Origin of the sequence: Streptomyces sp. NBC_01549, assembly GCF_026339955.1 — a bacterium.
In the GTDB taxonomy this organism is placed as follows: Bacteria; Actinomycetota; Actinomycetes; order Streptomycetales; family Streptomycetaceae; genus Streptomyces.
In genome coordinates this window covers 1,855,692-1,874,805 of record NZ_JAPEPW010000002.1, presented here as the reverse complement: position 1 = coordinate 1,874,805, position 19,114 = coordinate 1,855,692, and the positions used below count along the sequence as shown (strand labels likewise).

Below are 19,114 nucleotides of genomic sequence, written 5' to 3'. Positions count from 1 at the left end.
CCTGCCCTCATGGCCACTACAGACAAGGCGTCCACGAGGGACCGGCTGCTGGACGCGGCGGCCGACCTCGTCTACCACGAGGGCGTATCCGTCGGCATCGAGGCGCTGTGCCGGTCGGCCGGTGTCTCGAAGCGGTCGATGTACCAGCTCTTCGAGAGCAAGGACGAGGTCATCGCGGCGAGCCTGGAACGGCGGATTCCGCTGTACGAGAAGCAGCTCGCGCCGGATCCGGAGGATGCCGGGACGCCGCGCGAGCGCATCCTGGGCATCTTCGAGCGGATGGAGGCGGCCTCGGTCCGGCCCGAGTACCGCGGCTGTCTGTTCCTCGCCGCGCTCGTCGAACTCAAGGACCCCGGGCACCCGGCGTCGGTGGTCGCGGGCGGCGCGAAGGACCGTATGAAAGAGGTGTTCCGTGTGCAGGCCGAGCTGGGTGGTGCACGTGATCCCGAGTTTCTCGCCCGGCAGTTGATGCTGGTCTTCGACGGCGCGAGCGCCCGGGCCGGTGCCGGGATCGAGACGCTGGAAGGGCTGACCACGACGACGGTGACGGCGCTGCTGGATGCGGGCGGGGTGAAGTAGGGCCTGTCCGGCGGATCAAGTCGCAGGAAACAGGCGGCGCCTCAACGCCGCAGATGGGCGTGCCAAGCCCCGCGTCTGCGGCATGATCCGCCGGACAGGCCCTAGGCGGGACCCTCCGGGCGTCGGCTTCAGGCGCTGGGCGCGGTACCGGGGAACGGCTGGCGGAGCCTGTGGACGACGTGGCCCATGAAGGCGGCGTTCGCGAGGGCGGCGAGGGCGATCCCCACGAGGTAGAGCGCGGTGAACAGGCCGGTGCTCGTGCCGGAGAGGGCGCCGTCGGGCAGGAGGGTGTACAGCAGGCTCAGCGGGGAGGCCAGCAGCCAGGGCACCACGGCGGCCATGGAGGCGTCGGGGTGGTCGACGAAGAGCGCGTCGAAGAGGAAGTAGCCGGTCGCGCCGGTGACGGCGGCCAGGTAGACACGGGAGAGCCAGTTGTCCGTGGCCCGGATGAGCGCGGTACGTATGCGGCGAGAGATGTTCATGATGTCCTCCGTCGGATGAAGCCGGTGGTGCGGTCCCCCTCTCCGCGAGGCTGCCGGAGGGGCGTTGACATCACGATGGCGGCTGTGTCCGCGCGCGGGCATGAGTACGACTACTCATTCGATACGACTGATCCACTCAGGCGGCATACGGGGTCACGGCTGCCGCCGGTTCTGACAGGGTACCGGCGAGGGAGCCGGGACCGCGGTCGGCCGGCGTGCGGCGGGGACCGGAAGGGGTCGGTGGACCGGCACCGCGGCCGGCCAGGACAGGGCGATGGAACCCCAGGTCAGGCCACCGCCGAAGGCGGTGAGCAGGCTGCGCTCGCCAGGTCGTACGAGGTCACGTGCGGCGGTGTCCGCGAGGGCGAGGGGGATGGAGGCGGCGGCGGTGTTGCCGACCTCCGCGATGTTCCCGAAGCGGTGCGGGGTGCCGATGCCCAGCCGGTCACCCACGGCGTCGAGGATCCGCTGGTTGGCCTGGTGACCGACGAAGGCACGCACCGACTGGGGCGACCAGCCGGCCCGCTCCAGCACGAGCCGCGAGGAGGCGGTCATCCGGTGCACCGCGTGCCGGTACACCGTACGGCCCTGCATCCGGAAGTACCGTTGCGAGCGCGGGAGTTCGCCGTCGGCACGAGGGTGACGGGAGCCGCCCGCGGCCACCGTGATCAACTCGCCGCCCGAGCCGTCACTGCCGAGGTCGACGGCGCGCAGTGCTCCCGGCTCCGTGGCCCCGCCCTCGCGCAGCACGACCGCCCCGGCCCCGTCGCCGAAGATCACGGCGGTGTCCCGGTCCAGCGGGTCGATGATCGACGTGTACACCTCGGCACCGATCACGAGCGGGCGGGCGCAGGTCCCGGACGCCATCAGGGATCTCGCCACCGCGACCGCGTACACGAATCCCGAGCACACCGCCGAGACGTCCATCGCCGGTACCTCGCCGAGCCCCAGGCGGTGTGCCACCTCGGGCGCGGTCGCCGGACAGGGGCGGTCCGGGGTCGTCGTCGCCAGCAGCACGAAGTCGGCGCCGTGCCCCGCGGAGTCCAGCGCGGCCCGGCCGGCGGCCACCGCGAGATCGCCTGTGCTGGTGCCCGGCTCCACGATCCGTCGCCGCGCGACGCCGGTTCGGGAACGGATCCAGAGGTCCGAGGTGTCCAGCCGGGCCGCCAGGTCGTCATTGCCGACGACACGCTCCGGCAGACACGTGCCGATCCCACAGACCACAGCAGCTGACATCACAACCACCTCTCCACGCGTCAACTGCCGGTCAGCAGCATGGTGTTCACCTAACCGGTTGTGGATCAACAAGGACAAGTGCGCTCAGGGGGCGTGCGCTTCAGTGAAGAAGCACTCCGTCGTCGTGCCGCGCATCCGATGGACGAAGTGCGGAACGCCTCCCTCCGGGCGCCCTTCGCACACCACACGTGCCCACCGGACGAGGTGTTTGCCGGGGGTGCACGGCGACCGCCGGGCGATGTCAGTGCCTCGGTCCATACTCGGTCCCGCGGAGCACCTGGGCTGCGCGCCGACGGAGGAGGCCGACATGGCTGAAGTACTGCTGTTCCATCACGCGCAGGGACTGACGTCCGGCGTGCACGCGTTCGCCGAGTCACTCAGGGAAGCGGGGCACGCCGTCCATGTCCCGGATCTGTACGAAGGGCGGGTCTTCGAGAACCTGGAAGAGGGCGCCGCGCACGCACAGGGCGTCGGGTTCGGCACCCTCGTCGAGCGCGGACGGGCCGCCGCGGCCGAGCTGCCCGCCGAACTCGTGTACGCCGGGTTCTCGCTGGGCGTCCTGCCGGCGCAGCACCTCGCCCAGACCCGGGCCGGCGCGAAGGGCGCGCTGTTCTTCCACTCATGCGTCCCGACCTCGGAGTTTGGCGGCGGCTGGCCGCAGGAGGTGCCGGTCCAGATCCACGGCATGGACGCGGACGAGTACTTCGTCGACGAGGGCGACCTCGAGGCGGCCCGCGCCCTCGTCGAGTCGGCCCCCGACACCGCCGAACTGTTCCTCTACCCCGGCAAGCAGCACCTGTTCGCCGACAACAGCCTGCCGTCGTACGACGAACACGCCGCCACCCTGCTCACCCGGCGCGTGCTCGGCTTCCTCGACGGCATCGAGTAGGGGCCGCCCGGCCCGCCCATGGCGGCGGCACAGCTCGGTCCACGGCTCGGCGTCCCCCGGACCGCGTCTGCGCGCGCGGACGCGGTGGCCCTCGGGGACGGCGAGCCCGAAGATCCCGAGCTTCTTCATCCGCTCGGTCAGCAGGGGAGGCGTGGGGCCGGGGATTCAGACGACGCCGTCGGCCCGGAGGGCGTCGATGTCGGCCGCGCTGTGTCCCAGTGCGGCCAGGATCGCGTCGGTGTGCTCGCCCACGGCGGGAACGGCGTCCATACGGGGAGTGACCCCGGCCAGGTCGACGGGCGGCAGCAGCGCGGGCACGGGCCCCGCGCCGCCGGGCAGCCGTACGTCCTGCCAGCGGTCGCGCTGCTCGAGCACGGGGTGGGTGAGGAACTCCTCGACGGTGTTGACGCCGGAGTTGGCGATGCCCGCCGCGTCCAGCAGTTTCATCGCCTCCTGGCTGTCCAGCACGCGAAACCGCTCGGCCACGATCGCGTTCAGCTCCTCCCGGTGGGCCACGCGGTCCGAGCCGATGGCGAAACGCGGGTCGTCGACGAGGTCCGGGCGCTCCAGGAACCGCTCGCACAGTGCGGCCCATTCGCGCTCGTTCTGGATGGAGAAGAGCACGTCCTTGCCGTCGGCCGCGGGGTAGGCACCGTAGGGGGCGATGGTGGCGTGCTGGGTGCCGAGCCGCGGCGGCTGGGTGCCGCCGTGGCGCGTGTAGTACGCGGGCTGGCCCATCCACTCCGCCAGCGCCTCGAACAGCGACACCTCCACCGCGCGGGCGACTCCCGTGGTGGCGCGCGTGAACAGGGCGGTGAGGACGCCCGAGTAGGCGTACATCCCGGCCGCGATGTCGGCGACCGACACCCCGGCCCGGGCGGACCCGTGCTCGTTCCCCGTCAGGGAGACCAGTCCCGTCTGGCACTGCACGAGCAGGTCGTACGCCTTGCGGTCGGCCCAGGGCCCGCTGGTCCCGTATCCGGAGACGGTGCAGGGGATCAGGGTCGGATACCGCCCCTGCAGCGCCGGGGCGTCCAGCCCGAGCCGGGTGGCCGCTCCCGGCGCCAGGTTCTGTACGAAGACGTCGGCACCGGCGAGCAGTTGCTCCAGGATGTTCCGGCCCCGGGCCGACTTCAGGTCCAGGGTCAGGGACTCCTTGGAGCGGTTGAGCCACACGAAGTAGCTGGACTCGCCGTGCACGGTGGTGTCGTAGCGACGGGCGAAGTCGCCGCCTCCCGGGCGTTCCACCTTGATCACCCGGGCGCCGAGGTCGGCCAGCTGACGGGTGGCGTAGGGCGCCGCCACCGCCTGCTCGACACTGACGACGGTGATGCCGGAGAGCGGAAGCACTTCGGAGAGCTCGGTCATGGGGCGACCTCCAGAGGCTGGCCGGGAGGCCGCGGCGACGCGGCCGTGATGCCATCATGGTCGCTCATGGAGACCTCGGCGGGCCTCCTGGAGAGCGCGACCCGACCTGCTCGGAGCCTGCTGTCCGCCCTCGCCCGCGACCGGCCCGGCATCGAACCGCGCCTGATGACCGCGTACTCCGGACATCCGCGACAGTGGCTCCACGACGGCGACCTGGACCTGAGCCTGCGCTACAACCCGGCCGCCACCCCGTCGCCGAACGCCCGTCTCCTCGTCCGCGAGCGTGGTGCACGGCGCCTCTTCGTCGCCGGGTATCCCGATCAGGGTGTGGTTGGCCCTCGCGGGGGAGCCCAATACTCGGCGCATGGACGGAAAACGACAGCTGGGTGAGTTTCTGCGGGCGCGCCGCTCGCAGGTGCGGCCCGAAGACCTCGGCGTGGTGACGTACGGGGAACGCCGTCGCGTGCCGGGGCTGCGGCGCGAGGAACTGGCCCGGCTCGCCGGGGTCAGCGAGTCGTACTACGCGCGGCTGGAGCAGGGGTAGTCCCAGGCCTCCCCGGACGTCCTGGACGCGATCGCCCAAGCACTGCGGCTGAGCGAGGCCGAAGGGCGCCACCTGCGGGAGCTGTCCGCCGGCGCCCGGCGCCGGACCCGCTCGCGCCGCCCGGCGCCGGAACGCCTCTCACCGGCGATCGCCCAACTCCTGGGCATGCTCACGGAGGTGCCCGTGGTGGTGACGGGCCGGTACGGCGACGTACTGGCGTGGAACCGCGCCGGCCACGCGCTGTACGCCGGACACTTCGACCCGGACGCCCCGGACCGGCCGGGCGAACGACCCAACATGACCCGGCTGGTGTTCCTCGACGCCCACACACGCGATCTGTACGCGGACTGGCCGGCCAAGGCCAGAGCCGTCGTGGGCACGTTGCGCCTGGCGTCCGGCCAGTACCCCGACGATCCGGGACTCGCCTCGCTCGTCGGTGAACTGACCGTCAACAGCGCGGAGTTCGCGGCGATGTGGGCCGACCACCGGGTCAAGACCAGCGACGTCGCGGTCCACAAGATGCGGCATCCGCTGGTGGGCGCCATGCACGTCACCCAGCAGACGCTGCACACCGAACAGGGGCAGAACGTCGTCGTCGCGACCACCGAGGCCGACTCACCGTCGCGGGCCGCCATGACCCTCCTCACCCACAGCACGGCGGCGCCCGGACTGTCCGCCGGGCGCCCGAAAACCATCGCGAAGCAAACAGTGAAGGAAACGGCGAAGGAAACATGAGAGAGAAACTGACCGCACTTGCCTACACAGTCACGGCCGCCGCAATGACGGCCGTGACCGCGCTCACCGCGTCCCCCGTGGTGGCGGCCACCGGGCCGCTCGCGAAGCCCCGTATCGCCGCTCACTTCGACCTGGCCCGGGGGCAGATGCCGGAGAACATCGCGCTGGAGCCCGACGGGACGGCCGACGTCACCTTCGCGGCCGCCCGACAGGTGGCCTCCGTCAGCACGGCGGGCGTGACCCGCGTCCTGGCGACCCTGCTGGCGCCCGCCGACGGCGGGGTGCACACCCCGGTCCTCGGCTTCGCCCTGACCACCGGCATAGCCCGGGCCCACGACGGCACGCTGTACTTCCTCTACGCCACCGGCACTTCGGACCTGACCGGCCTGTGGCGGCTGCGCCCGGGCGGCACCCCGCAGCGCGTCGCCGCCCTGCCCGCGGACGGCCTGCCCAACGGACTGGTGCTGGACGAACACCGCGGCAGGCTCTACATCGCCGACTCCGTACTGGGAAAGATCTACACCGTCTCCACGAAGGCTTCCACCGGCAGCGAACCGGCCACCTGGTCCGCCGCCCCCGACCTCTCCTCGACCGGCTTCCTCGGCGTCAACGGTCTGAAGATCCACGACAACGCGCTGTGGGCGACCAACCTCGACCGGGGCACCGTGCTGCGCATCCCGTTCGGCCCCGACGGCGGGCCCGTGCCCGTCCGGATCCGGGCGACGGGTCTCACCGGCATAGACGACTTCGCCTTCACCGGCCGCGGCGACGAGATCCTGGCCGCGCTCAACGGCCCCGACACGGTCGTACGCATCCGGCGAGACGGTACCTCGACGACGGTACTCACCGCCGCCGACGGCCTGCAGAACCCGACCTCCCTCGCGTTGCGCCGAGGCACGCTCTACGTCCTTAGCGCCGCCTACACCACGGCCACCGACCCCAACCTCCTGCTGGCCCCCGCGTCGATCGGAAGGAGTCGGAGGTAGCCCGTCCGGTTCACCGGTCAACGCGCCCGCGCCCCGGGATCTCTGAGGGGCGCGGGCGCGTTGACCAGCCCCCACGCACCCGCACCCGACAGACCGACTACCGCTCGTCGTCGAAGGTCACGACGACCTTCTCCGCCGCACCCGGCGTCAACGCGAGCTCGAACGCGTGCTTGGCGTCACCGAAGGGAACACGGTGGCTGATGAGCTTGGCGAAGCGCTCGTGGTGCTCGATGAGTTCGGGGGTGACCTCGAAGATCTCGGTGGGGTAGCCCTGCGAGGCGATGAGGGTCAGCTCACTGCGGAGCATCCCGCCGAGATCGATCGCGTCGGACTTCTTCTGTACGGCCACCATGACCAGCCTGGCCCCCCACTTCGCCGACTCGACCGCGGTGTTGATGACGGCGGCGACACCGGCCGCGTCGATGTAGATGTCGGTGTCGGGACGGGGCTGGCCGAGTGCGTTCGCGGCCTGCCCGTGCAACTCGGTCAGCCGCTCGGTCACATTCTCCTCGGCGGAGTCGATGACGGCGTCGGCACCGATGGCGAGGGCGGTCTCCAAGCGCTCGGGGATGACGTCGGCGACCGTGACGTGCCGCACGCCCCGCAGCTTCAGCCAGATCGCCGCGCCGAGCCCGATCGGCCCGGCGCCGAAGATCACGACCTTGTCGGTGGGCTTGGCCTCGGACCGGTTGACGCAGTGGCGGGCGACGGCCATGGGCTCGTTGAGGGCGGCGACGTCGAAGGGAACGGACCCGGGGAAGACGGCGACGCTCTTGCCGGCCTCGGCGTTCTCGATGAGGAGGTACTCGCTGAGCCCGCCGAACCTGCCGCCGCAGCCGATGATGCCGGAGGGGGCGTCCTGGGGGTTGACCACCACACGGTCACCCACCTTCAGGCCCTCGACCTCGGCGCCGACCTCGACGATCTCACCCGCGGGCTCGTGCCCGAGGGGGATGGAGACCATGGAGCCGTCGGGGCCGAAAGGAGCGCCGCCGAGGTGGAGGAAGAAGGTGTCGGTTCCACAGATGCCGCAGGCACGGATGCGCATGAGGACGTCCTTGGGACCGGGGACGGGGCGCTCGACCTCGACGACGTCGATGGCGTCGACGGGGCCGGTCTGTACGGACTTCATGGTGGCCATGGAGGGATTCACTTTCTCAAGACGCTGCGGCGGTTGCTTGCTTCTGGCTCGGACGAGCCGTGGATGACGCCGCGCCCTTCAGGGCCGGTGCCGCTCAAGCCGTGCTCCTTCGCTCGGTACGCGCGGTGGACGCCGACCTCGGTGGACAGGGGAGAGATGACGCGGGTCGGTGCCCTCGGGCCCGGCGGCGGACGGGGGAGTGAACCGGCCGCCGGGCCCGGGACCGCGCCGTCCCCCGTCCCCACGGGTTCGGCGTGGCGAGGCCGCCTCCGCTCGAGGAGGCCCCGGTCTGCGTGCCGGCTACTGGCTTACTTGAGTCAGGCAAGCATATGTGAAGTACTTGAGTCAAGCAAGTGGTTGCTAAGTTACTTGACTCAGGCAATTAGATGCTAGACTTGGGCCATGCCCACACCGCCGCCCGCAGAGGTTCCCGTCTCGGCCGCCATGCAGGAGATCGAGCGCGCCCTGAGCCGCGTCACCTACCTGGCCAGAGGGATCCGCCAGCACGATCGGCTGATGGCGCTGGCCGGGGTGGCGCTGGACCGTGCCGCCACGGCGCTGCTGCGGCAGATCGCCGACTCCGAGCCCATGCGCCCCGGTGAGCTCGCGGCCCGGCTGGCCGTGGAGGCTTCTCATGTCACCCGCCAGGTGCAGCAGTTGCAGAAGGCCGGTCTCGTGACCCGGGTGCCGGACCCCGACGACCGCCGTGCGCAGCGCATCCAGATCACCCCGGCGGGCGAGGAGGCGGTCAACCGCATTCGCGAGGCGAGCACGCGGGGTATGCAGATGGCTCTGGCGGACTGGTCGCCGCAGGAACTGCAGCAGCTCGCCACCCTGTTCCACCGGATGGTGGACGACTTCCTCTCCTACGCCATCGAGGACGAGGAGGCCCCCCGCCAGCCGGCCGGGGCTGCCCACTCGGCCTGATCCAGCGGTGGGTCCGGTGTGGAACGGAGGGCTCCCCGGTCCGGGCGAAGGGGAGTCGCCTGCGCGGCTCGGCCAGGCTGACGCCCGCCGGGCCGGAGGTGAGGAGGGGTGCGGCCGGTCTGACCGAACGAACGGAAGGTCGCACCGGGGGCACCCCGAGCCGACCGCCGTGGGCTGCGACGCCGGAGGGGAGGAGGCGGCGGCCGAGCGCAAGGCCTCGAAGAAGGCCGGCGCCGTCGAGGTGGTGGCGCCCGCGGACGTCGAGGTGCTCGCGAACCTCACCGGATGCAAGGTCACGATCCGCATCGAGGCGAGGGAACTCCGCGAGGGTGCCTGCCACACGGAGACCGGCGACTACCTCATCACGACGTTCCCCGAAGAGCGGTACAAACTGACCTGGCTGGACAGCGCCGCCTACGGCGGGACGTTTCTCGTCGGCCCGCGCTGGGCGATCAGCGCACAGCCGGAGGTCCTGGAACCGTTGCGTGCGAAGGTCGGCGGAACCGTCCGGCGCCTGCGGGACCCGAACGCCACGACCGGATCCTGACGAGGACTCGCCCCGTGACGTCCCGCGGGATCAGGCGGGCTGAGGGGTGAAGCGGTGCAGTCCCTTGCGGTCGTAGTAGCGGGTCATGGCGTGGCCGAAGAGGAGGGCGAGGGCGGAGCCGACGGCGATCATGATCCAGGCGCGGGTGAGACCGGCGTCGCCGCGGGCGTCGAAGAAGAGGATGGCCCGGACACCGACGCTGAGTTGGCGCATCGGTTCGAAGACGCTCAGGAAACGGTAGAAGCCGGGTACGGCTTCGAGGGGGACGGTGGATCCGGAGGACGGCAGGCCCAGGACGATGAACACGAACATCGAGACGAGCTGGCCGATGCCCCCGAAGGCGGCGTTGATGGCCTGTACGCCGAGGCCGATGGCGAGTGACGCGCAGTAGGAGTAGACCCACAACAGCGGCAGGTGCGAGGCGTCCATGCCGAGGATGCCGACGGTCGCGATCATGACCAGCGTGGTGGTGAGGACGGTGATGCCCGCGGTCATGGCCATCTTCAGCAGCAGTGTCTGGGTACGGCTGATGGGCACGGTGGGACGGCGGGTGTGCCAGGGGCCGATCTCGTTGTCGGCGTAGCCGAGGGCGGTGTCGACGCCGTTGTTGATGACGTTGCCGCCGAGGAATCCGGCGAGGACGAGGAGCAGGGTGTAGTAGAAGGCGCTCAGACCCAGGCCGCTGTGGTCACCGATGGGGTGGCCGACCTGGGTGGTGACGGCGACGGGGTCGGCCAGCACGAGTCGGGTGGTGGCGTCGGCCTGTGCGGTGGCGGGGGAATCCATCAGCTGCTTGCCGACGGCCAGGGAGGCCTGCTCGGCGGCCTGTTGGGTGATCCGGCCGGCGAGCGAGGAGCCGAGGCTGCCCATGCCGGGGTTGGTGAGCACCATCAGGGTGGGCCGGGTGGTGGCGTTCGCGGTGGTGAGGGCGGCGGTGGTGGTGGTGAAGTCGGCGGGGACGACCAGGGCGCCGTAGATCTTGCCGGAGGCCAGTTTCTCCTGGGTCTGGGCGCGGGTGAGGGGTTGCCAGTCGGCCTTGCCGGAGGTGTCGGCGATGACGGAGCGGGTGATCTGTGTGCCGAGGTTCGTGGTCTGCCCGGGCAGGGGTCTGCCCTGGTCGGCGTTGACGATGCCGATGGGCAGGTGGTGCAGCTCCCCGTTCGGGTTGACGATGCCGCCCATGTAGAGCAGCGACAGCAGGAACGCCAGCAGCGCGCACAGCACGGTCGGCACCAGCCACAGCCTGGGGCGACGCAGGAGCGCGGCGGCGCGTGCCCGGACGGGGGTGTCGTCGGCGGTGGACGTGCTGTCGGCGGCCATGGTTCTCCGTGGGTGGGGTGGCGGCGCGGGACCTGCGTGGGCGGGTACGGGCGCCCGCACCAGGCCAGGATGCGGGCTGCGACGATACGACGGTCAGCGACGCGCCGCGCGTGGAGCGCCACGGAGCGCCGCGCCCACGAGGACGCCCACGACGCCGACCCGCACCGCCGGGTGTGCGGCGAGCGGCACCGCGCCGCCCGGGAACGCCGGGAGAACGAGTCGGCACGGGGCGGTCGCCGCTGACCGCCTGCCCGAAGGCGAACTCGGCCCCGAAGGGGCTACTTCCCCGGTTGCTCGGAGGTCGTGTCGTCCCCCTGGGTCGGCCCGGAGTCCGCACTGGGATGGGGTGCGGGCGGCAACAGGTCGTGCAGTGCCTCGTACCGCTGCGCGCAGGCCGTCTGCGCGATGGCCTGCGAGACGGCTTCGGCCAGCGGCCCCGTGGACTCGCGCAGCAGCCGCCGCGCCTTGTCCGTGAGGGCCACCTCGATACCGCGCCGGTCGCCGCACGCCGAGCGCCGTGTGATCAGTCCCGCGTGCTGCAGACAGGCCACCTGATAGGTCAGCCGTGTCTTGGGGCGGCCCAGCAGTTCCGCGATCTGGGTCATCCGCAGGCTGGACCCGGGCTGGTCGGCCAGCAGGCACAGCACCAGGAACTCGTCGTGCGAGACGTCGAGGGTGTCCTTGACGCGGGCACGCAGCTGCTGCTCGATCGCCCCGGCCGCCGCCAGCAGACGCATCCAGGCCCGCAGTGGGGTGGGCAGCAGCTCACCGTCGCCCGACGGCTCATGTTCGGGCAGGTCAGTGGGGGCGGAAGGGTCGGCCATAGTGTCCAAGTCTACCGGTTGTCCAAATTTGAAGAACCGGCTAGCGTGGAGTCATCCAAATTTGGATAACCACGTTGTCCCCACAGTCCCCGTGCGCCGCGCGCCCCTGTGCGTCGCGCACCCCTGCGCACTGCCCGTAACCGTCTGGAGAACTCACATGACCGTCGCCGTCGAAACCGGCCTCTGGCAGCTCGACCCCGCCCGTACCGTCGTCGCCATCCAGCACAAGACGATGTGGGGCATGGTCAACGTGAAGGGCACCTTCACCGGAGTCACCGGAGAGGGTGAGGTACAGCCCGACGGGACCGCCCGCGGCACCATCACCCTGGACGTCGCGTCCCTGGACACCAAGAACGCCAAGCGGGACAAGCACCTCCGCTCCGCCGACCTCTTCGACGCCGACCGCCACCCCGCGATCACCTTCGCCGTCCGCGACGCCACCCTCGGTCAGGACGACACGGTGGAGATCAATGGGCAGCTGACCGTGCGCGGCATCAGCCGGCCGCAGCCCGTCACCGGCCGGGTGACCGGGGCGAGCGCCGACACCGTCACGCTCACCGCGGAGTTCACCGTGGACCGCGACCAGTTCGACATGGGCTGGAACCAGATGGGCATGATCCGCGGTCTGACGACGGTCACCAGCACGCTCGTCTTCACCCGCGCCAAGGCCTGAGCCGACGCGGCGCCGGGGCCCTGCGGCCCTACCGGCCCCGGCGGCCTTGGCGTACGCGCTCAGCGCACCTTGCCGTGAAAGGCCGGGTGGGCGTCGAGCCGATGTACGTAATCCCGGAGTCGACCGTACCCAGAGAGGGATTCCGTCGGGCCGAGCTGGGTCAGGGCCACCCAGAGGTCGACGTCCGCGGCCGTCAGCTCGTCGCCCAACGCGTAGGCGCTCGCCGCGAGTTGGCGGTCCAGCGCCTCGAGTGCCGTCGTGCGCGCCTGCGGTGGTGCGGTGGGGGTGACGTCCCGGTCGAGGAGTTCGCGCAAGACGTCGATGTCCGCGACGAGGGCCGGTGGGTGCAGCCGGGGGAGGCGGGCGTCGTCCCGGCAGGTCGGCAGCCCGGCGAGGTCGCGCAGGATGTCGGGCGTGTGGTTGCTCACGATCCTTCCGCTCCAACGGTCACACAGTGCGGGCGCGATGAGCGGACCGTCGTAGTGGTGCCAGGTGGCCTCGTACGCGCCGCGCAGTGCGGCGAACGCACCGGGTGTCTCGGCGGGAAGAGTCAGCAGCGTGATGGCGACCGAGTCGTGGAGACCGAGCAGCTCCAGGGTGATCGAGATGCGCAGCGAACGCGGACAGCCCTCGCAGAGGTACAGCTGATAGCGGTGCGGCGCCGGGTAGAAACCGCCGGCCAGGCCCACGCCGATGCGGCTGTTGATGCGGTGGGGGCGAGGGGCCCCGAGCGAAACTGTCTTGGGCATGACTCTCCAGGGAACGTCGAAGCCCCGCAGCCGACAGGGCGGCGGTGGCGGAACGGAGTGACTGCGCTGACGTACGGACCGGTCCGGATCGTGGGACATGCCGGACTCGACGGACGGACCGTGTGACTAGTAGGCGCTGGAGACCCGCTGCAGATCGATGTGCAGGCGCCTGGTCAGACCGCTGGTGCTCCTCCTGGCCATTCCCATCGCTCCCGTGTCCGGGGCTCGCGAGAGGCGAGACCACGCTTGTCCCGCCGCTCCGGCGGGACCCGGTCGTCACCCGGGGCACCCCGTCGCGGTGGAAGGGTTGCCTGTCAGCGGGCCGGGGCCGATAACCGCGTCGAACGGGAGAACCCCGCACGACGGGCGCTGACAATCGTGACCGTCCCTGTCAGTCTCGGTGTGGTCCGCGGAGCCGTCAAGAAGGCATATGCGCGGTCTCACGACGTGGTCATTCCGGCCGGTGCGCGTTGACATTCGTTTGGGGCCGTGTCTAACTTACGCCGCATCGGGCCGGATCGATTCCGGTACGTGTGAGGCCCAACGAGGCGGAATGGTGACGGTGAACGCGATGTACGCAGCTGACGGGACGACCGCTCCGCGGCGCCACGGCTGCTCCGCCGCCGCACTGTGTTGTACCGCCCGTGGCGCCCGCTGTCTCTGTCAGGGCTGACCGCTTCCGCCTTTTGCGGCGTTGAACGTCCGCACGGCTCAACCTCCCTCGCCCGCCGCCCTGTCGGCGCTCCGTCGGTGAGCCTCCCCCTCCGTCCCCCCTGACATCCGTCTGTCCCCGCGCGCACCGCCGTCGTACGGGCCGCGGCGGCGGTGTGTCCGCATTCGTTGGAGCCCTCCATGAGTGAATCCCTGGGCTCCGCCGTGCCGTTGAGCACGACGGAGCCCCGCCTCACCACGACCCAGCGCGTACTGCCCCTGCGCCACCCCGGCCGCTGGATCGCCTCGGCGATCGTGCTCGTCGTGGTCGCCCAGATCGTCCACGGGCTGGCGACCAACCCGTTCTTCCAGTGGGACCGGTTCCAGTACTGGTTCCTGCGTCCCACGATCCTCGACGGTCTGCTCATCACCCTCGAAGTGACCCTCTACAGCGCCGCGTTGGGCCTGCTCGGCGGCATCCTGCTCGCACTGGCCAGACTCTCCAGGAGCCCCGTACTGCGCGCGGTGAGCTGGGTCTACATCTGGCTGTTCCGCTCGGTGCCGCTCATCGTCGTCCTGCTCTTCCTCTACAACTTCAGCGCGCTCTACAAGACGCTGAGCCTCGGCGTCCCCTTCGGCCCCGCCTTCCTCACCTTCGACGAGTCCCGGCTCGCCACCGACATGGTCGTCGCGGTTGTCGGACTGAGCCTCAACGAGGCGGCGTACGCGGCGGAAGTGGTCCGCGGCGGCATCCTCTCCGTCGACCAGGGCCAGCACGAAGCGGCCTCCGCACTCGGTCTGCCCAAGGGCTACCAGTTCACGAGGATCGTGTTCCCGCAGGCACTGCGCTCCATCACCCCCAACTACGTCAACCAGCTGATCGGCCTGATCAAGGGAACCTCGCTGGTCTTCTACGTCTCGCTGCTCGACCTCTTCGGCTCGGTGCAGAGCATGGGCTCCACCTACCCCGGCGACATCGTGCCGCTGCTGCTTGTCGCCACCGCCTGGTATCTGATCCTCACGAGCGTCGTGTCCGTCATCCAGTTCTATGTCGAGCGGTACTACTCGCGGGGCGCGCTGCGCTCCCTCCCGCCTACCCCGTTGCAGAAGGTCCGCACCGGTCTGCGTGACCTGCGGGCGCGGGTCCGCAAGGAGGCGGCGATATGACCGACGAGACGCTCGCGATCCGGCCGGCCGCCGTCGAGGTGCGTGATGTGCACAAGTGGTACGGCACCCAACGCGTTCTGAACGGGGTGGAGTTGACCGTACCGCCGGGTGAGGTCACCGTGATCCTCGGCCCGTCCGGCTCCGGCAAGTCCACCCTCCTCAGGGTGATCAACCACCTGGAGAAGCCCGAGATCGGCCATGTCAGCCTGAACGGCGAGCTCATCGGCGTACGCAGGCACGGCGAGCGAAGCGAGATGGGGGTCCCCCCGGCCGAAGGCTGGGGGAGGCTCAAGGAGCTGACCGAGCGGGCGATCCTGGCCCAGCGCGGCCGGATCGGGTTCGTCTTCCAGAACTTCAACCTGTTCCCGCATCTGACGGTGCTGGACAACGTGGCGGCCGCTCCGGTGGCGACCCGACGGCTGAAGAGGCCCGAGGCCCGGGAACTCGCGCGCACCCTCCTCCACCGAGTGGGTCTGGCCGACAAGGCCGACGCCTATCCACGGCAGTTGTCGGGCGGCCAGCAGCAGCGGGTCGCCATCGCCCGTGCCCTCGCGCTGCGGCCCGGCGTCATCCTCTTCGACGAACCCACCTCAGCCCTCGACCCCGAGCTGGTCGGCGAGGTGCTGGCCGTCATCAAGGACCTGGCGACCAGCGGCACCACCCTGGTCATCGTGACCCACGAGATCGGCTTCGCCCGTGAGGTGGCCGACCGGATCGTCTTCCTCGACGAGGGCCGGGTGGTGGAACAGGGTTCGCCCACCGAGGTGCTGGACCACCCCGTACACGAGCGGACCAGGGACTTCCTGAGCAAGGTCCTCTGAACCTCCTTCATCCTCCGCGCCTTCGTCCCGCGCGCCTTCACCCACCTCACCTTCACCCACCTCACCTTCACCCACCTCACCTTCACCCACCTCACCTTCACTCACGAACATCGGACAAGGACAGCCATGCGCACCCTCACCCTCCGCAGCAGACTCCTCCGTGGCCTCACCGCCTCCACCGCCGTCGCCACCCTCGCCGCCGGTCTCGCCGCGTGCGGGGGAGAGAGCGACGCGGCCACCACCTCCGGCAGCGCGGCCTCCGGCACCGTCACCGTCGGCGCGCTCTCCAACGGCGCCGCACGGCAGACCGACCTCAAGGTGTCCGAGGTCAAGTCCATCAGCGCCGAACTGCCCAAGTCGGTCGCCAAGAGGGGCAAGCTGGTCATCGGCGTCGGCGCGCTGCCCGCCGGGTTCCCGCCGCTGGCGTACGTGGGCCAGGACCAGAAGACCCTCACCGGTGCCGAACCCGACCTCGGCCGACTGGTCGCCGCCGTCCTCGGACTGAAGCCGGAGGTGAAGAACTCGACCTGGGAGAACCTGTTCGTCGGTATCGACAGCGGCAAGGTCGACGTCGCCTTCACGAACGTCACGGACACCGAGGAACGCAAGAAGAAGTACGAGTTCGCCTCCTACCGGCAGGACAACCTCGCCTTCGAGGTGCCGACGAAGAGCACCTGGAACTTCGCCGGCGACTACGAGAACCTGGCCGGCCGGACCGTCTCCGTGGGCGCCGGAACCAACCAGGAGAAGCTCCTGCTGGAGTGGAAGGCGAAGCTCGCGAAGGAGGGCAAGAAGCTCACCGTCAAGTACTTCCAGGACAACAACAGCGTCTATCTGGCGCTGTCCAGCGGGAAGATCGACGCCTACTTCGGACCCAACCCCGGTATCTCGTACCACATCACCCAGACGGCGAAGACGCCCAACCCGACCCGCAACGCGGGCAAGTTCTCCGGCGCGGGCGCGACGCTCCAGGGGCTGATCGCGGCCACCGCGAAGAAGGACAGCGGGCTGGCCAAGCCGGTCGCCGACGCGATCAACCACCTCATCAAGAACGGTCAGTACGCCAAGTGGCTCGCCGCCTGGAACCTCTCCAACGAGGCCGTCAGCACCTCGCAGATCAACCCGCCCGGCCTGCCGCTCGACAACTCCTGACCGCGCCCAGGAGGTCCGACACCACCATGTCCACCGTTGCCCGACCTGCCCCGCCGCAGAGCCCTGCGGCGCCCCACATCCTGGACAACGCCGCCTGGGCCGCGCTGACCGGCCCGCACGCCCACCTCGCCGAGCGCGTCGGCCGCGCCGCCCGCTACCCCCTGGACGTCTCCCCGTTCACCGCCCTCGCCGACCCGGCCGACCCACGCGCCTGGGACGACCTCGCCGCACTCGTCGGCCCCGGCACCGTCACCCCCGTGACCGGGGCGAAGTCGGTGCCCGAGGGCTGGGAGACGGTGCAGCACGGCCAGGGCGTACAACTGGTCGACACCGCGCTGCGCGCCGAGCCCGCCCCCGAAGCGGTGCGGCTCGGGCCGGACGACGTGCCCGAGATCCTGGACCTGATCGCCCTGACCGAGCCGGGGCCCTTCCTGCCCCGCACGGTCGAACTCGGCACCTACCTCGGCATCCGGCACCGCGGCCGGCTCATCGCCCTGGCCGGCGAGCGAAGCGAGATGGGGGTCCCCCGGCCGGAGGCTGGGGGAGGCTGCGCCCGCCCGGCTGGACCGAGATCAGCGCGGTCTGCACCGCCCCGGACCACCGCGGCAAGGGCCTGGCCACGCGACTGGTCCGCGCCGTCGCCGCAGGCATCAGGGAGCGCGGAGACACGCCCTTCCTGCACGCCTCCGCGACCAACACCGGCGCGATCCGGCTCTACGAGTCGATCGGCTTCACCCTGCGCCGCCGCTCGGAGTTCCTCCTCGTCCGAACTCCGGGCGCCCAGCAGGAACAGACGGCGTAGGCGGGCCGTTGTGTTGAAGGGATGCACGATGTCGGCGCGGCCACGAGCCCGCCGGGACGCAAGGGCGGAGGTGAGCGACGTGCGAGTCGGGTCCGGTCTCCGCGTCATGGTGCTCACCCCGCGCCGCCGTGTACGTCTTTACTCCCGGCCGCACATCGATCTGCAGCGCGTGGCCGGCGCGCTCTGTCGTCCCTGACCTGTCACCCCGCCGCCCCGCCCTCCGCGTAGAGGGCCGCGCTCTCGTACGGTCGACCAGGAAGGCAACCCCTCCGTGTCCGCATCATCTTCGCTGCCCGATTCCTCCCCCTCGTCCCCCCTTCTTCACCTCGCCGTCGCGCTCGACGGCGCCGGCTGGCACCCGGCCGCCTGGCGCGAGCCGGTGGCCCGCCCTCATGAGCTGCTCACCGCCGGGTACTGGACGGACCTGGTCACCGAGGCCGAGCGCGGTCTCCTCGACTTCGTGACCATCGAGGACGCCCTCGGGCTCCAGTCCTCGCACCTCACCGAGCCCGACGACCGCACCGACCAGGTCCGCGGGCGTCTGGACGCCGTCCTGATCGCCGCCCGCGTCGCCCCGCTCACCAGCCACATAGGACTGGTCCCGACAGCCGTGGTCACCCACACCGAGCCCTTCCACCTCTCCAAGGCGATCGCCACGCTCGACTACGTGAGCACGGGCCGTGCGGGCGTACGGGTGCAGGTGTCGGCCCGCACCCACGAGGCCGCGCACTTCGGCCGCCGTACGTTCCCGCCGCTGCGCATCGAGGACTTCGACAGCCCGGCCGTGCGGGAGCTGACGACCGACCTCTTCGACGAGGCCGCGGACTACGTGGAAGCGGTGCGCCGGCTCTGGGACAGCTGGGAGGACGACGCGGAGATCCGTGACGTCGCCACCGGCCGTTTCCTCGACCGCGACAAACTGCACTACATCGACTTCGAGGGCAAGCACTTCAGCGTCAAGGGCCCCTCGATCACCCCCCGCCCACCGCAGGGCCAGCCGATCGTCAGCGCCCTGGCCCACGCGACCGTCCCCTACCGGCTGGTGGCCCAGGCCGCCGACCTCGGTTACGTGACCCCGCATGACACCGACCAGGCCCGTGCCATAGTCGAGGAGATCCGTGCCGAGCGGACGGCGGCCGGCCGCACCGACGAACCCCTGCACCTCTTCGGCGACCTCGTGGTGTTCCTGGACGACGACCCGGCCGCCGCCGCGGCCCGCCGCGAGCGCCTCGACGCCCTCGCCGGCCACGCCTACACCAGCGACGCGCGGATCTTCACCGGCACACCCGCACAACTGGCCGATCTGCTCCAGGAGTTGGGGGATGCAGGGCTGTCCGGTTTCCGGCTGCGTCCCGCCGTCGTCGGCCACGACCTGCCCGCGATCACCCGGGGCCTCGTGCCCGAACTCCAGCGCCGGGGCGTCTTCCGGCAGTCCTACGAGGCCGACACCCTGCGCGGGCTGCTCGGGCTCTCCCGCCCCGCCAACCGCTACGCCGCCACCGCCTGAGCCGGAGGGACCCA

General features: G+C 70.8%; 23 protein-coding genes, 1 pseudogene and 1 riboswitch. Of the genes and pseudogenes, 16 read left to right on the top strand and 8 right to left on the bottom strand.

Translation table 11 applies throughout. The annotated features are described in order from the left end of the window. Positions 1-9 precede the first annotated feature (9 nt). Positions 10-579 (top strand): TetR/AcrR family transcriptional regulator, encoded by a 570-nt coding sequence (locus tag OG819_RS43670; protein ID WP_266631134.1) that lies wholly within the window; start codon positions 10-12, stop codon positions 577-579. Between the two features lie 128 nt (positions 580-707). Here OG819_RS43670 and OG819_RS43665 read toward each other — a convergent pair whose 3' ends face one another. Continuing rightward, positions 708-1,061 carry an SCO4225 family membrane protein gene (locus OG819_RS43665; protein WP_266654922.1) on the bottom strand — a complete coding sequence of 118 codons (354 nt, stop codon included), beginning with the start codon at positions 1,059-1,061 and terminating at the stop codon, positions 708-710. Between the two features lie 153 nt (positions 1,062-1,214). After that, positions 1,215-2,297, bottom strand: a complete 1,083-nt coding sequence (locus OG819_RS43660) for a beta-ketoacyl-ACP synthase III (protein ID WP_266654920.1) — start codon at positions 2,295-2,297, stop codon at positions 1,215-1,217. A gap of 307 nt (positions 2,298-2,604) precedes the next feature. Here OG819_RS43660 and OG819_RS43655 point away from each other — a divergent pair, with 307 nt between their 5' ends. Continuing rightward, a complete protein-coding gene (locus tag OG819_RS43655; protein WP_266654918.1) occupies positions 2,605-3,186 on the top strand; it encodes a dienelactone hydrolase family protein in 582 nt (193 codons plus the stop codon). A 165-nt stretch (positions 3,187-3,351) separates the two neighbouring features. On the opposite strand, the gene OG819_RS43650 is transcribed toward OG819_RS43655, so the two are convergent. Further along, positions 3,352-4,554: a CaiB/BaiF CoA-transferase family protein gene (locus tag OG819_RS43650; protein WP_266654916.1), complete on the bottom strand. Its 1,203-nt coding sequence runs from the start codon at positions 4,552-4,554 to the stop codon at positions 3,352-3,354. Positions 4,555-4,620: 66 nt separating this feature from the next. Between OG819_RS43650 and OG819_RS43645 the strand changes: the two genes are divergently transcribed. The 4 genes from OG819_RS43645 to OG819_RS43635 all read left to right on the top strand — a co-directional run bounded on the left by OG819_RS43645 (position 4,621) and on the right by OG819_RS43635 (position 6,819). Next, positions 4,621-4,944: a LysR substrate-binding domain-containing protein gene (locus tag OG819_RS43645; protein WP_266631144.1), complete on the top strand. Its 324-nt coding sequence runs from the start codon at positions 4,621-4,623 to the stop codon at positions 4,942-4,944. Continuing rightward, positions 4,919-5,098, top strand: coding sequence for a helix-turn-helix domain-containing protein (locus tag OG819_RS58825; RefSeq protein WP_323139429.1), 180 nt, complete (start codon positions 4,919-4,921; stop codon positions 5,096-5,098). The genes OG819_RS43645 and OG819_RS58825 overlap by 26 nt, the downstream gene beginning before the upstream one ends. 165 nt (positions 5,099-5,263) lie before the next feature. Beyond that, a complete protein-coding gene (locus OG819_RS58820; RefSeq protein ID WP_323139428.1) occupies positions 5,264-5,833 on the top strand; it encodes a hypothetical protein in 570 nt (189 codons plus the stop codon). Further along, positions 5,830-6,819: a hypothetical protein gene (locus OG819_RS43635; RefSeq protein ID WP_266654915.1), complete on the top strand. Its 990-nt coding sequence runs from the start codon at positions 5,830-5,832 to the stop codon at positions 6,817-6,819. Before OG819_RS58820 ends, OG819_RS43635 begins: the two co-directional genes overlap by 4 nt. 97 nt (positions 6,820-6,916) lie before the next feature. Here the strand turns inward: OG819_RS43635 and OG819_RS43630 are convergent, their stop codons facing one another. After that, on the bottom strand, positions 6,917-7,960 hold the full coding sequence (locus OG819_RS43630) for a zinc-binding dehydrogenase (RefSeq protein ID WP_266654914.1): 1,044 nt from the start codon (positions 7,958-7,960) through the stop codon (positions 6,917-6,919). A 402-nt stretch (positions 7,961-8,362) separates the two neighbouring features. Here OG819_RS43630 and OG819_RS43625 point away from each other — a divergent pair, with 402 nt between their 5' ends. After that, entirely contained in the window at positions 8,363-8,887 is a 525-nt protein-coding gene (locus OG819_RS43625) for a MarR family transcriptional regulator (protein WP_266654912.1), read from the top strand. A gap of 169 nt (positions 8,888-9,056) precedes the next feature. After that, positions 9,057-9,434, top strand: coding sequence for a hypothetical protein (locus OG819_RS43620; RefSeq protein ID WP_266654910.1), 378 nt, complete (start codon positions 9,057-9,059; stop codon positions 9,432-9,434). A gap of 30 nt (positions 9,435-9,464) precedes the next feature. Here the strand turns inward: OG819_RS43620 and OG819_RS43615 are convergent, their stop codons facing one another. Then, positions 9,465-10,754 carry a DUF3533 domain-containing protein gene (locus tag OG819_RS43615; RefSeq protein WP_266654908.1) on the bottom strand — a complete coding sequence of 430 codons (1,290 nt, stop codon included), beginning with the start codon at positions 10,752-10,754 and terminating at the stop codon, positions 9,465-9,467. Positions 10,755-10,823: 69 nt separating this feature from the next. Between OG819_RS43615 and OG819_RS43610 the strand changes: the two genes are divergently transcribed. Beyond that, positions 10,824-10,997, top strand: a complete 174-nt coding sequence (locus OG819_RS43610; RefSeq protein ID WP_266631157.1) for a hypothetical protein — start codon at positions 10,824-10,826, stop codon at positions 10,995-10,997. Between the two features lie 35 nt (positions 10,998-11,032). On the opposite strand, the gene OG819_RS43605 is transcribed toward OG819_RS43610, so the two are convergent. Further along, positions 11,033-11,578 (bottom strand): MarR family winged helix-turn-helix transcriptional regulator, encoded by a 546-nt coding sequence (locus OG819_RS43605; protein WP_266631159.1) that lies wholly within the window; start codon positions 11,576-11,578, stop codon positions 11,033-11,035. Between the two features lie 157 nt (positions 11,579-11,735). Between OG819_RS43605 and OG819_RS43600 the strand changes: the two genes are divergently transcribed. After that, entirely contained in the window at positions 11,736-12,251 is a 516-nt protein-coding gene (locus OG819_RS43600; protein WP_266428054.1) for a YceI family protein, read from the top strand. 59 nt (positions 12,252-12,310) lie between these two features. On the opposite strand, the gene OG819_RS43595 is transcribed toward OG819_RS43600, so the two are convergent. After that, positions 12,311-13,000: a glutathione S-transferase C-terminal domain-containing protein gene (locus OG819_RS43595; protein WP_266654906.1), complete on the bottom strand. Its 690-nt coding sequence runs from the start codon at positions 12,998-13,000 to the stop codon at positions 12,311-12,313. A 126-nt stretch (positions 13,001-13,126) separates the two neighbouring features. Next, the gene (locus OG819_RS59240; protein ID WP_353963268.1) at positions 13,127-13,201 is read right to left on the bottom strand and encodes a putative leader peptide; all 75 of its coding nucleotides are present in this window, start codon (positions 13,199-13,201) and stop codon (positions 13,127-13,129) included. Positions 13,202-13,237: 36 nt separating this feature from the next. Further along, a riboswitch (SAM riboswitch) is annotated at positions 13,238-13,384 on the bottom strand. A 468-nt stretch (positions 13,385-13,852) separates the two neighbouring features. Between OG819_RS59240 and OG819_RS43590 the strand changes: the two genes are divergently transcribed. From OG819_RS43590 to OG819_RS43570, 6 genes and pseudogenes are all read left to right on the top strand, one after another. Then, complete coding sequence (locus tag OG819_RS43590) at positions 13,853-14,818, top strand: amino acid ABC transporter permease (RefSeq protein WP_266654901.1); 966 nt, start codon at positions 13,853-13,855, stop codon at positions 14,816-14,818. Further along, positions 14,815-15,639 (top strand): amino acid ABC transporter ATP-binding protein, encoded by an 825-nt coding sequence (locus OG819_RS43585; RefSeq protein ID WP_266588085.1) that lies wholly within the window; start codon positions 14,815-14,817, stop codon positions 15,637-15,639. Before OG819_RS43590 ends, OG819_RS43585 begins: the two co-directional genes overlap by 4 nt. Before the next feature lie 126 nt (positions 15,640-15,765). After that, the gene (locus OG819_RS43580) at positions 15,766-16,791 is read left to right on the top strand and encodes an ABC transporter substrate-binding protein (protein ID WP_266654899.1); all 1,026 of its coding nucleotides are present in this window, start codon (positions 15,766-15,768) and stop codon (positions 16,789-16,791) included. Between the two features lie 26 nt (positions 16,792-16,817). Beyond that, positions 16,818-17,593: pseudogene (locus OG819_RS43575) on the top strand (GNAT family N-acetyltransferase). Between the two features lie 28 nt (positions 17,594-17,621). Further along, on the top strand, positions 17,622-17,789 hold the full coding sequence (locus OG819_RS59235) for a putative leader peptide (protein ID WP_353963263.1): 168 nt from the start codon (positions 17,622-17,624) through the stop codon (positions 17,787-17,789). 75 nt (positions 17,790-17,864) lie between these two features. Beyond that, positions 17,865-19,100 (top strand): LLM class flavin-dependent oxidoreductase, encoded by a 1,236-nt coding sequence (locus OG819_RS43570; protein ID WP_266654897.1) that lies wholly within the window; start codon positions 17,865-17,867, stop codon positions 19,098-19,100. Positions 19,101-19,114: the final 14 nt, after the last annotated feature.